This window comes from Streptomyces sp. CA-210063, assembly GCF_024612015.1.
GTDB lineage: Bacteria > Actinomycetota > Actinomycetes > Streptomycetales > Streptomycetaceae > Streptomyces.
The window spans coordinates 2,476,864-2,489,069 of the sequence record NZ_CP102512.1 but is presented as its reverse complement, the minus strand read 5'-3'; the positions used below and the strand labels follow the sequence as shown (position 1 = coordinate 2,489,069).

At 71.5% G+C, this 12,206-nt stretch carries 9 protein-coding genes; all 9 read left to right on the top strand.

The features are described from left to right. Positions 1 to 18: 18 nt before the first annotated feature. The 9 genes from JIX56_RS10740 to JIX56_RS10700 all read left to right on the top strand — a co-directional run bounded on the left by JIX56_RS10740 (position 19) and on the right by JIX56_RS10700 (position 12,184). Positions 19 to 1,392, top strand: a complete 1,374-nt coding sequence (locus JIX56_RS10740; protein WP_257539623.1) for an amidohydrolase — start codon at positions 19 to 21, stop codon at positions 1,390 to 1,392. Next, positions 1,382 to 2,488, top strand: a complete 1,107-nt coding sequence (locus JIX56_RS10735) for a LacI family DNA-binding transcriptional regulator (RefSeq protein ID WP_257539622.1) — start codon at positions 1,382 to 1,384, stop codon at positions 2,486 to 2,488. Before JIX56_RS10740 ends, JIX56_RS10735 begins: the two co-directional genes overlap by 11 nt. 118 nt (positions 2,489 to 2,606) lie before the next feature. Then, entirely contained in the window at positions 2,607 to 3,356 is a 750-nt protein-coding gene (locus tag JIX56_RS10730) for a glutamine amidotransferase (protein ID WP_257539620.1), read from the top strand. Then, positions 3,353 to 4,198: a purine-nucleoside phosphorylase gene (gene deoD, locus JIX56_RS10725; protein ID WP_257539618.1), complete on the top strand. Its 846-nt coding sequence runs from the start codon at positions 3,353 to 3,355 to the stop codon at positions 4,196 to 4,198. Before JIX56_RS10730 ends, deoD begins: the two co-directional genes overlap by 4 nt. Positions 4,199 to 4,318: 120 nt before the next feature. Next, complete coding sequence (locus tag JIX56_RS10720) at positions 4,319 to 5,416, top strand: BMP family ABC transporter substrate-binding protein (RefSeq protein WP_257539616.1); 1,098 nt, start codon at positions 4,319 to 4,321, stop codon at positions 5,414 to 5,416. Positions 5,417 to 5,446: 30 nt separating this feature from the next. Continuing rightward, entirely contained in the window at positions 5,447 to 7,153 is a 1,707-nt protein-coding gene (locus tag JIX56_RS10715; protein ID WP_257539614.1) for an ABC transporter ATP-binding protein, read from the top strand. Further along, a complete protein-coding gene (locus JIX56_RS10710) occupies positions 7,150 to 8,292 on the top strand; it encodes an ABC transporter permease (protein ID WP_257539612.1) in 1,143 nt (380 codons plus the stop codon). Before JIX56_RS10715 ends, JIX56_RS10710 begins: the two co-directional genes overlap by 4 nt. Continuing rightward, positions 8,289 to 9,224 (top strand): ABC transporter permease, encoded by a 936-nt coding sequence (locus JIX56_RS10705; RefSeq protein WP_257539579.1) that lies wholly within the window; start codon positions 8,289 to 8,291, stop codon positions 9,222 to 9,224. Before JIX56_RS10710 ends, JIX56_RS10705 begins: the two co-directional genes overlap by 4 nt. A gap of 98 nt (positions 9,225 to 9,322) precedes the next feature. Next, positions 9,323 to 12,184, top strand: coding sequence for an esterase-like activity of phytase family protein (locus JIX56_RS10700; RefSeq protein ID WP_257539577.1), 2,862 nt, complete (start codon positions 9,323 to 9,325; stop codon positions 12,182 to 12,184). Positions 12,185 to 12,206 lie beyond the last annotated feature (22 nt).

Sequence of the window (12,206 nt, the reverse complement as noted above, 5' to 3'; positions counted from 1 at the left end):
ATATCTAGCTTGTGCCGCATGAGCGACAGAACACCCCCTTCCGCTACCCGCCACCGCCTCCTGGTGCGCGGCTGTGACGTGCTGCGCGTCCCGGTGGCGGGCGAGTGCGACGTCCTGCCCGGGCAGGACATCGTGGTGGAGGACGGCGTCATCGCGGACGTACGGCCGACGGGGGCCGAGCGGCCGGGGGAGCGGGGCGCGGAGGTGGTCGACGGGCGGGGACTGCTGGCCCTGCCCGGGCTCGTGAACGCGCACACGCACAGCCCGATGGTGCTGATGCGGGGTGCCGCCGAGGACGTGACGGTCGAGGGGTGGTTCAACGACCGGGTGTGGCCGATGGAGTCCAATCTGACCGCCGAGGATGTGCGGGCCGGGGCGCGGCTGGCCTGTGCGGAGATGATCCGGTCGGGGGTCACGACCTTCGCGGACCACTACTTCTTTCCCGGGCAGATCGCCGAGGCGGTCGCCGAGACGGGGCTGCGGGCCGACATCGCGCCCACGTACTTCAGCAGTCAGGGCCAAAAGGCTTTGGAAACCACCGTCGCGTTCGCGGAGGAGTGGCACGGCGGGGCCGGCGGCCGGGTGACCGTCTCGCTCGGGCCGCACGCGCCGTACACCGTGGACGACAAGGATCTGCGGACCCTGGCCGACCATGCCCGGCGGCTCGGGGGACGGATCCACATCCATGCCGCCGAGCATCTGGAGCAGACGGAGTCGAGCCTGGAGCGGCGCGGGATCACACCGGTCCGGGTGCTGCACGAGACCGGGGTCCTGGACGCGGGGGTGCTCATCGCGCACGGCTGCGGCATCGTCGAGCGGGATCTGCCGCTGCTGGGGGAGTACGCCGGCACGACCGCCGTGGCCTGCTGCCCCAAGGTGTACCTCAAGCACGCGCTGTCCCCGCTGACCCCGGTCCGCGACCTGCTGGCCGCCGGGGTCACCGTGGCCGTCGGCACGGACGGGGCCGCCGGCCACAACACGCTGGACGTGTGGGAGGCGCTGCGGCTGGTCGCGCTCACGCAGAAGCAGGCGGTGCGGGACGCGACCTGGATGACCGTCTCGGACACGCTGCGGCTGGCCGTGCGGGGCGGGGCGCGGGCGCTGGGCCTCCAGGACCGGATCGGTGCTCTGGAGCCGGGTATGCGCGCCGACATCGTCCTCACCGATCTGTCCGGCCCGCACTGCCGTCCGCTGCACGATCCGCGCGCCGCGCTCGTCTACAGCGCCCGTGCCAGTGACGTACGCACCGTCGTCGTCGACGGACGGGTCCTGATGCGTGACGGGCGGCTGCTCACCGTCGACGAGCCCGCCCTGCTCGCCGAGGCCGACGCGCGGGTGGCGCGGATCCTCGACACCTCCCACGGGAGGGCGGTGCAGCGCTATGACCCGTGAGACGGCTCACGAGAGACACGAGAGACACGAGAGAAGCGACAGGCATGAGCGGTACGGGAACGGGGGTGCCCACGACCGGCCGGCCGTCCGCCGGGCCGCCTCCATCAAGGACGTGGCCGCGGCGGCCGGGGTGAGCCCGACCACCGTGTCGCATGTGCTGAGCGGGAACCGGCCCGTCAACGAAGAGACCGCCGCCCGCGTGCGGAGCGTCGTCAACCGGCTGGGATACGTGCCCGCGTCGCTGGCCCGCAGCCTCCAGGCCGGTTCGACCTCCGTGATCGGGCTGCTCATCCCGGACATCAGCAACACCTTCTTCGCCGAGCTGGCCAAGGGCGCCGAGGACGCCGCCCATGACCTCGGGTACGGGCTGATCCTGTGCAACACCGAGTTCGACGCCGACCGCGAGGACCGCTACCTGGGCATGATCCGCAGCCGGTTCATCGACGGCATGGTGTACGCCTCCGGGTCACCGCCGTCCCGGCGGCGGCTGGAGGCGCTGATGGGCAAGTTCCCGATCGCGCTCGCCGACGAGGAGGTCGAGGGCCTGAGCGGTGCGCTCATCGCCAGCGCCGACCACGAGGCGGGCGGCCGGCTGGTCGGTGAGCACCTGCGGGCGCTCGGCCACCGCCGGGCCCTGATGCTGACCGGCCCCCGCGACCTGAAGAGCGGCGCGGCCCGCGCGCACGGCTTCGTCCAGGCCTTCCACGGTGATGTCGTCGAGCGGGCGGGCGACTTCAAGGAGGAGTCCGGGTACCGCCTGGTCGCCGAACTGCTCGACGACGGCGGCCTCGCGGACCGTACCGCCGTGTTCGCGGCCAACGACCTCATGGCGTTCGGCGCGCTCGCCGCGCTGCGGGAGGCCGGGCTGTCCGTGCCGGACGACGTCTCCGTCGTCGGCTTCGACGACATCCGGGCCGCCTCACTCGTCAACCCACCGCTGACCACCGTCCACCAGCCCGCCTACGACGTCGGGCGCACCGCCACCGCGCAACTCCTCCAGTACGTCTCCCGGGGCGAGGTCCCGCCCGCGTCCCGGCACACCCTCCCCGTCGAACTGAAGGTACGGGGCAGCACGGCGCCACCCGCCGCCCGCTGACCCGCGTCGTCCGTTTCCCGAGTCCGAGCCGCCGCGCCACGTGGCCATGTCCCTGTGCCCCGAGACGTGCGAGAGAGCCCCACAGCAGCCCACGACGCCCCCGAAAGGCGGTTCACCCATGCCCAGAGTCCTCGTCATCGGCGAGTCCTGGTTCACGTACACGGTCCATCAGAAGGGCTTCGACGCCTTCCACACCGCCGAGTACACCGAGGGCGGCGGCGTCTTCCTCGACGCGCTGCGCGCACGCGGCCACGAGGTGACCTACGTGCCCGCGCACGAGATACCCACCCGGGTCCCGGACACCGCCGACGGCTTCGACGCGTACGACGTCGTGGTCATCAGCGATGTCGGGGCCAACAGCTTCCAGCTGCCGCCGGAGACGTTCAACCGGTCCGAGCCCGCGCCCGACCGCTCGGAGCTGGTGCGGGACTTCGTCGAGCGCGGGGGCGGGGTGCTGATGATCGGCGGCTACCTCACGTTCAGCGGCATCGACGCCCGCGCCCGCTGGGGGCGTACGCCGCTGGCCGCCGCCCTGCCGGTGACGATGCTCGACCGCGACGACCGGGTGGAGCTGCCGGCCGGAGCCGTACCCGAAGTGGTGGGCACGCACACGGTCGTGGCCGGACTCGACCGGACCTGGCCCGCGCTCCTCGGCCTCAACGAGGTCACCGTACGGCCCGACGCCGCGCTGCTCGCCGCATGCGCCGGGCATCCGCTGCTGGCCGTCGGCGGCCACGGCACGGGCCGTTCGGCCGCCTTCACCTCCGACGTGGCCCCGCACTGGGCCCCGCCCCCGTTCCTGGAGTGGGACGGCTACCCGGAGCTGTGGGACCGCCTGGTGCGCTGGCTCACGGGGGAGGAGCTGTGACGGCCGACGAAGAGCCGTTCATCGCGCCGAAGGCCGCCGCCCCCGCTCCGGACACCGCGCTCAAAGTCGCCGCCCCCGCTCCGGACACCGCGCTCAAAGTCGCCGCCCCCGCCGGCACGCCCCACATCTCCGCCGCCCCCGGCGACTTCGCCCCCCTCGTGCTCATGCCGGGCGATCCGCGTCGGGCCCGGCGGATCGCCGAGACTTTTCTCGACGACGCCCGGCTGGTCACCGATGTGCGCGGCATCCTCGGGTACACCGGCAGCCACCGGGGCGTACCCATGTCGGTCCTCGCCTCCGGCATGGGCATCCCGTCGGTGTCGATCTACGCGACGGAGCTGTTCCGGCACTACGGGGTCCGCCGGATCGTCCGGGTCGGCACGGCGGGCGCGCTCACCGCCTCGGTCGCCGTACGGGACGTCGTCATCGCCTCCGCCGCGCACACCGACTCCAGCGTCAGCCGCCTGCTGGTGGACGGCGTGACCCTCTCGCTCGCCCCGTCCTACCGGGCGTTGCGCGCGGCCGTGGACGCGGCGGACGCCGTCGAACGGGAGGCGTCGGACGGAGTGGCCGTACACATCGGCCCGGTGTTCTCCAGCGACCACTTCTACCTCGACCGGCCCGCCGTCCTCGACGCCCTCGAACGCCGGGGCACGCTCGCCGTCGAGATGGAGGCGGCCGGGCTGTACGCCGTCGCCGCGGCGGAGGGCGGCGAGGCCCTCGCCGTCCTGACCGTCTCGGACCATGTGCGCACCGGGGAGGCCCTGTCCGCCGCCGACCGGGAGACCGGCTTCGACCGGGCCGTACGCATCGCCGCGGCCGCGCTGCGGGCCGACGGCTGAAATTCCCCAGGAAGAAATCAAACAGAAACCCTTCGACGTAGCCAAAACGTTTTGCACTTCTTACTGTCACTGTCAGTGAGAGCGGAAAATGATCAGGAGCAGGAAATGATCAGGAGGTCGATGACGATGAGAAGTTACGGACCGGGCGCCGCCGTCGCGGTGGCGGGAATGCTCGTACTGACCGCGTGCGGAGGATCGGGCTCGGACGACTCCGGGTCGGCCTCCTCCGGAAAGACCCGGATCAAATTGGTGGTCAATGGCGGGCTGGGCGACAAGTCGTTCTTCGACTCCGCCTACGAGGGCCTGAAGCGGGCGGAGAGCAAGCTCGGCTACGAGTTGAAGGTCGTGGAGCTGGGCCAGGACCGCACCAAGTGGGAGCCGGGCTTCGAGGACGCGGCGGCCGCCGACGACTACGACATCCTCGCGGCCGGCACCTTCGACGTCACCGACTACATCGGTGAACTCGCCCCGCAGTACCCGGACAAGAAGTTCTGGGTGTTCGACTCGGCCGTCGACTACACCGGCAAGAACGGCTGTTCCAACAAGTGCGAGAACGTCTACTCGGTGACCTTCAAGCAGAACGAGGGCGGATATCTGGCCGGATTCCTCGCCGAGAAGCTGGTCGCCGAGAAAGCGCTCAAGGGCGCCGAATCCCTGAACAAGGTCGGAGTCGTCGGCGGGGTGAAGATCCCCGTCATCGAGGACTTCATCGTGGGATTCAAGGCCGGATTCAAGGCGGCCGGCGGGAAGAACTCCGACGTCCTCGTGCAGTACGTCGGCGGCGACAAGCCCTTCGGCGACCCCGCCAAGGGCAAGGAGATCTCCACCGCGATGTACGGGCAGGGCGCCGCCCTCGTCTGGCCGGTCGCCGGGCTCTCCGGACTCGGCACCTTCGAGTCGGCCGCGAGCGCCGGGCGCTACACCTTCGGCGTCGACTCCGACCAGTACCAGACCCTCACGGACAACGCCCAGAAGAACACCGTCGTCACCTCCATCCTCAAGAACGTCGGCAACGCCCTGTACAAGGCCGCCGAGGACGACAAGAAGGACGCGGTGAAGTACGGCGCCGTCGAGAGCGTCGGTCTCACCGAGGACGCGGTCGGCTATGTCGACGACGACCACTTCCAGGAGGTGGTGCCGGAGAAGATCCGCACCGAGCTCCAGGAGGCCGCCGACAAGGTGAAGTCCGGTTCCCTCACGGTCCCCAGCGCCTTCTGACCCCCGAACCGACCCCTGAACGGCCTTGAGATGAACGAGTCATGGGACCCGGCCGGGCCCGCCGTCGCCACCCGCGCGGTCACCAAGACGTACGCCAACGGTGTGCGCGCGGTCCGGGGCGTCGACCTCGACGTACCGGCCGGTGAGATCCGCGCGGTCGTCGGCGAGAACGGCGCCGGCAAGTCCACGCTGATGAAGCTGTTCTACGGCCTGGAGCAGCCCACCTCCGGCGAGATCCTGATCGGCGGCCGGCCCCGTGTGCTGCGCGGCCCGGCCCCCGCGATCGCGCTCGGCGTGGGCATGGTCCACCAGAACCTGATGCTGGTGCCGTCCTTCACGGTCGCCCAGAACGTCGTCCTCGGCGTCGAGCCCGGCCGCCGGGGCCTGGTCGACGCCAAGGCGGCCGTCGAGGCGACCGCGCGTCTCGCCGAGGAGGCCGGACTCGCCGTCGACCCGCTGGCCCGCATCGACGAGGTGTCGGTCGGCATGCGTCAGCGCGCCGAGATCCTCAAGGCCCTCCACCGCCGCGCCCGGATACTGATCCTGGACGAGCCGACCGCCGTCCTCACCCCGCAGGAGACGGAGGACCTCTTCGCCGCCGTACGACGGCTGCGCGACGGCGGAATGACGGTGCTGTTCATCTCCCACAAGCTGCGCGAGGTACGGGAGATCAGCGACAGGGTGAGCGTGATGCGCGCCGGCGCCCTGGTCGGGACCGTCGCCACCGCCGACACCACCGAGCACTCGCTGGCCGCGATGATGGTCGGCCGCGAGATGTCCCTGGACGTGGCCCGGGCGCCCGCGCGGCGCGCCGGGACCACGCTGCGGGTGCGGGGCCTGGAGTACGACGCCCCGACCGGCCAGTCCCTGCACGGCCTCGACTTCGACGTCGCCGCCGGCGAGATCGTCGGTGTGGCCGGCATCGAGGGCAACGGACAGACCGAACTCGCCGAGATCCTGGCCGGGTTGCGACGACCGAGCGCGGGGACCGTCCGCGTCGGAGACACCGACACCGCCGGTCTGGACGTCGCGGGCCACCGCCGGGCCGGCATCGGATACGTCCCCGAGGACCGCCTCCACGACGGGGCCGCCCTGGACGAGTCCATCGCCGACAACCTCGTCGTCGACCGGCACGACCGCCCGCCCCTCGCCCGCCGGGGCGTCCTGCGCCCGGCAGCCGTACGCGCCCACGCCGAGCAACTCGTCGAGGACTACGCGATCCGCACCCCCGACCCGTCCGTCCCGGTGCGCGCGCTGTCCGGCGGCAACATGCAGAAGGTCGTCGTCGCCCGCGAACTCTCCGCCGGACCAAGGCTGTTGATCGCCTCCCAGATCACCCGTGGCGTGGACATCGGCGCCATGCGCTTCATGTACGAACGTCTCGTCGCCGCCCGGGACGACGGCGCCGCCGTCCTCCTCATCTCCGCCGACCTCACCGAACTCCTCGCCCTCTCGGACCGGTTGCTCGTCCTGAAGGACGGCCGCCTCGTGGGCCGCTTCGACGACACGACCGGCCTCACGGAGAAGCGGGTCGGGCTGTACATGCTCGGGGTCGAACACCACGAAGGGAACCACCTGACGGCCGGGTTGGACGGCACGGCCGGTTCCGACTCCGCGCCCGGAACCCACGCCGATAACGGCCCGCGCGCCGATACCGGCCCCCACGCCGACACCGGCCCCACGACCGACCCGGACGACGACGGTTCCGGCGACTCCGGGAAGGCGGCCGCCGAATGACCACCAGCCCTCCGACCACGCTCATCGAGAGCGAGGACCGCCGGGAGTACAAGGCCACCCGGCGCCGCGGCCTCGCCGTCGATCTCAGCATGACCCTGGCGACGATCCTGGCCGCCCTCGTCATCGGCTTCCTCGTGATGCTCGCCACCGGCAAGGACCCGATCGCGGCGTACGAGGCCCTGCTCACCGGCCCGTTGGAGCGTTCCTTCCGCGTCGGCCGCTGGCTGGAGGACGCCACCACACTCACCCTGCTCGGCCTGTCGGTGGCGATTCCCTTCCGGGCCCGGCAGATCAGCCTGGGCGCCGAGAGCCAGCTGTACGCGGGCGCGTTGGCGGCGGCCACGGTGGCCGTCTTCCTGCCGCTGCCGCCGGTCGCCGCCGTGATCGTGCCCCTGGTCGCCGCGGCGACTGCGGGCGCCGGCATGGGCTTCGTACCGGGATCGATGAAGGCCCGGCTCGGCGCCAACGAGATCGTGGCGACGCTGATGCTCAACGCCATCGTGGTCCGCGTCTACGACTACCTGGTCAACGGCCCGCTGAAGGAGCCGGGCAGCAGCGCCGTCCACTCGGAGCGCATCCAGCCGGACTCCGCCCTCACCCCGCTCACCGACTGGCTCGGCATCCCCTTCGGCCGCGCCAACGTCGGCTTCCTCCTCATGCTGCTCACCGCCGTCGCGCTGTGGCTGCTCATCACCCGCACCCCGCTCGGCTACCGCATCCGGATGACCGGTTCCAACCCGCACTTCGCCGAGTACGGCGGTATCCGGGTGCCCCGCGCCATCGAGTGGAGCTTCGTGATCGGCGGGGCCGTCGCGGGCCTGGCGGGAGCGCATCTCGTGCAGGGCGTGTACGGACGTCTGGAGCCCGGGCTCGCCGGCAGCCTCGCCTTCGAGGGGATCGTGGTGGCGCTGCTCGCCCGCAACAACCCGCTGGTCGTCGTGGTCGCCGGCCTCTTCTACTCCTACCTGCGTGCCGGGGGAGACATCATGGAACAGCAGACGGACGTGGGCACGGAGATCGTGGTCGTGATCCAGGCGGTCATCGTGCTGCTGGTCACCGCCCAGGCCCTCCCGGACCTCCTCAAGCGCCGCCTCGCCCGCAGACAGGCCACCGCAATCGGTGAGGCGGGTGCCCGATGAACTCCGTCCTCGACGTCGTCCTCAGCAGCGCCTTCCTCGCGGCCGTGCTGCGCGTCGCGACCCCCTATCTGCTCGCCGCCATGGGCGGACTCGTCGCCGAACGCGCCGGCATCAGCAACATCGCCCTGGAGGGCCAGATGCTGAGCGCCGCCTGCACGGGCGCGCTGGTCGCCGGCTACAGCGGATCGGTCGCCGCCGGAGCCCTGGCCGGGGTAGCCGTGGCCGTCCTCCTCGGTGTGCTGCTCGCCGCGCTCCGCCTGGAATTGGGCGCCGACGCGATCATCGCCGGCATCGGCCTCAACCTGCTCGCCTCCGGCGGCACCGCCTACGCCGTCTTCACCCTCCTCGACGACAAGGGCGGCACCTCAGGCCTCAAGAGCGGCACCCTGCCGACGGTCACCCTGCCCGGCATCGAGCACATCCCGGTGGTGGGCGAGGTGCTGAGCGGCCAGAACCTGGTCACCTGGCTGGCCTTCCTCGCCGCCCCCTTCGTGGCCTGGCTCTTCTTCCGCACCCGCTTCGGCTTCCACCTCCGCGCGGTCGGCGAGATGCCGGACGCCGCCGCCTCGGTCGGCATCGCGGTACGGCGCGTCCAGTACGCCGGGCTCGCCCTCAGCGGCGCGCTCGCCGGGCTCGCCGGGGTCTTCCTCAGCATGGGGTACGTGTCCTTCTTCGTCCGGGACATGACCGCCGGCCGCGGCTTCATCGCCCTCGCCGCGGTGTTCCTCGGCGGCCTGCGTCCCTGGGGCGTCTTCCTCGCCGCCCTCGGTTTCGGCGCCGCCGAGGCCCTGGCGGTACAGCTCGGCACCCTCGACGTACCACCGCAGCTGGTCTCGACCATCCCGTACGCCATGACGCTCCTCGCCCTCGCGCTGTACGCGTGGCGCAGGAAGCGGCGAGGCGTGGGGGAGGTGGCCCCGGCCTCCCTCTGAGCTCCCTCTCCGCGAGGTCCAACGTCCCTTAGGACCCTCCGTTCCTCCGGCCTGCCCGGAAACCCACCCTCACCCTCTCCCGGAAGGGACACCCACCCATGCCCCGACACCGACGGCGAGTCCGCCGCAGACACGTGGCGCTCGCCGGCCTCACCGCCTCCGCCCTCCTCGGCGGCGTCGCCTTCGCCGGCGGCTTCGCGGCCGACGCGGCCCCCGAAGCGGACAGCGCCCCGAAGAAGACCCAGAACGGCATCACCCTCCTCGACACCCTCACCGTCCCCGCCGGAACCACCGAACTCGGCATGCCCTTCGGCGGCCTCTCCGGTATCGACTACGACCCGAAGACCCACACCTACGCCGCCCTCAGCGACGACCGCTCGGAGAACGGCAAGGCCCGCTTCTACTCGCTCCGACTGCCGCTCGAGGACAAGGAGTTCGCCGAGGACAAGCCTGCCCTCGACGCCCTGACCGTCCTCGACGACAGGACCGGCGAACCCTTCGCCCCGAAGGCCGTCGACCCGGAGGCGATCCGCTGGAACCCGGACGGCAAGGGTCTGCTGTGGACCAGTGAGGGCGCCTCGGCCTCCGGGCAGCCGGCGTTCGTCCGTGAGACGTCCGCGTCCGGTGCGCACCTACGCGACCTGCCGCTGCCGAAGGCGTACGCCCCGGTCCGCTCGGAGTCGGGCACACTCACCGCCGGGGTCCGCAACAACCAGGCCCTGGAGGGGCTGACCCTCACCCCGGACGGGCGCGAGGTCGTCACGATCACCGAGAACGCGCTCGTCCAGGACGGCCCGGCGGCCGGACTGACCGCCAAGAGCCCGTCCCGGCTGCTGGTGACGGACCGCCGTACCGGCGAGGCGGAGGCGGAGCACGTCTACGAGGTCGACCCGATCTCCGCCGCGCCCACCGCCCCGCTGCCCGCCCCCGTCGGCACGTACGCGGCGGACCGGGGCGTCTCCGAGATCCTCGCGATCAACAAGACCGACTACCTCACCGTCGAGCGCTCCTTCGCCTCCGGTGTCGGTTTCGCGATCCGCCTGTACTGGACCACCACCCGAGGCGCGACGGACGTACACGGCGAGGACAGGCTGTCCGGCTCCGAGAGGCCCATGCCGAAGAAGCTGCTCTACGACTTCACCCTCTCCGGCACGGACGCCGACAACGTCGAGGGCATCACCTGGGGCCCGACCCTGCCCGACGGCTCCCGCACCCTCGTCCTCGTCGCCGACGACAACTTCGGCTTCAACGGCAGCGTCACCAAGTTCCATCTGCTGTCCGTGCGCCCCGGCGTCCTGACCGGCGCTTTCCCCGTCACCCCGAAGCAGCCGTCCACCGTCGACGTCCAACTGCTCTCCTTCAACGACTTCCACGGCAACCTGGAGCCGCCCACGGGCCGTGACGCCAACCTCGGCTCCAAGCTGGACGCGAAGTCCACGCCGGTCGGCGGCGCCGAGTATCTGGCGGCCCGGCTGAAGCAGCTCCGCGCGGGCACGGACGCCTCGCTGACCGTCGCCGCCGGTGACGTCATAGGCGCCAGCCCCTTCCTCTCCGGCCTCTTCCACGACGAACCGACCGTCGAGTCCATGGAGAAACTGCACCTGGACGTCACCAGCGTCGGCAACCACGAATTCGACGAGGGCACCGAGGAACTGCTGCGCATCCAGCACGGCGGCTGCCACCCCGAGGACGGCTGCTACCTCGAGGACGAGCCGTACGACGGCTCCGCCTTCCCGTGGCTCGCGGCCAACGTCCTCGACCGCACCACCGGCGAGCCGCTCCTCGCCCCCACCTGGGTCAAGAAGGTCGACGGCGTCGAGGTCGGCTTCATCGGCATGACCCTGGAGGGCACCCCCGAGGTCACCGGCCAGTCCGGCATCAAATCCGTGCGCTTCACCGACGAGGTCGAGACCGCCGACGCCGCCGCCCGCAAGCTCCGCCGGCAGGGCGTCGAGGCGATCGTGGTCCTGCTCCACGAGGGCGGTGTGCAGGCAGGCTCGTACGGGCAGTGCGACGGCATCTCCGGCCCCATCGTCGACATCGCGAAGCACCTGGACCCGGCCATCGACGCCGTCGTCACCGGCCACACCCACCAGCCGTACATCTGCTCCCTGCCCGACCCGGCCGGCAACCCCCGCTCGGTCACCTCGGCCTCGTCCTTCGGCCGCGTCGTCACCGAGACGCGCCTCCCGGTGGACCGCCGTACCGGCGACGTCGTACGCGACCAGGTCGCCGCGATGAACCACCTCGTCACCCGCACCGTCACCAAGGACGCCGACCAGACGGCCGTCATCGACAAGTGGAAGGCGCTCTCCGCGCCCCTCGCCAACCGCGTCGTCGGCAGCGTCACCGCCGACATCACCCGCTCCGAGACCCGCGACGCCGAGTCGGACCTCGCGAACCTCGTCGCCGACGCCCAGCTGGCCGCCACCTCGGCACCCGAACGAGGCGGCGCCCAGATCGCGTTGATGAACCCCGGCGGCGTACGGGCGGACCTCGTCCACGCCTCCTCGACGGGCGGCGAGGCGCCGGGCGAGATCACCTACGCCGAGGCCTTCGCCGTACAGCCCTTCGCCGGGTCCCTGGTGTCGGTCGACCTCACCGGAGCACGGATCGAGAAGATCCTGGAGGAACAGTTCAACGACTCCGGCACCCGCGCACCCACCCTGATGCTGGGCGTCTCCAAGGGCCTGACCTACTCCTTCTCCCGCAGCGCCCCGGTCGGCGACCGCATCGACCCGTCATCGATCAAGCTGAACGGTGAACCGCTGAAGCCCGACACCACGTACCGCGTGACCGCCAACACCTTCCTCGCGGCGGGCGGCGACGGCTTCACCACCTTCGCCGAGGGCGGGAACACGGTCGGAGGCGGCGACGACATCACCGCGCTGACCGACTACCTCACCGCTCACAGCCCGGTGGCACCACCGGGGACGGACCGGGTGACCGAACTGCCCTGACGGTCACGTGAGGGGGCGGGCG

What these genes read in the sequence shown, in the direction of transcription:
- JIX56_RS10740 (WP_257539623.1), top strand. Translation starts at nt 19, where the DNA reads ATGAGCGACAGAACACCCCCTTCCGCTACCCGCCACCGCCTCCTGGTG.
- JIX56_RS10735 (WP_257539622.1), top strand. Translation starts at nt 1,382, where the DNA reads ATGACCCGTGAGACGGCTCACGAGAGACACGAGAGACACGAGAGAAGC.
- JIX56_RS10730 (WP_257539620.1), top strand. Translation starts at nt 2,607, where the DNA reads ATGCCCAGAGTCCTCGTCATCGGCGAGTCCTGGTTCACGTACACGGTC.
- JIX56_RS10720 (WP_257539616.1), top strand. Translation starts at nt 4,319, where the DNA reads ATGACGATGAGAAGTTACGGACCGGGCGCCGCCGTCGCGGTGGCGGGA.
- JIX56_RS10715 (WP_257539614.1), top strand. Translation starts at nt 5,447, where the DNA reads ATGAACGAGTCATGGGACCCGGCCGGGCCCGCCGTCGCCACCCGCGCG.
- JIX56_RS10710 (WP_257539612.1), top strand. Translation starts at nt 7,150, where the DNA reads ATGACCACCAGCCCTCCGACCACGCTCATCGAGAGCGAGGACCGCCGG.
- JIX56_RS10705 (WP_257539579.1), top strand. Translation starts at nt 8,289, where the DNA reads ATGAACTCCGTCCTCGACGTCGTCCTCAGCAGCGCCTTCCTCGCGGCC.
- JIX56_RS10700 (WP_257539577.1), top strand. Translation starts at nt 9,323, where the DNA reads ATGCCCCGACACCGACGGCGAGTCCGCCGCAGACACGTGGCGCTCGCC.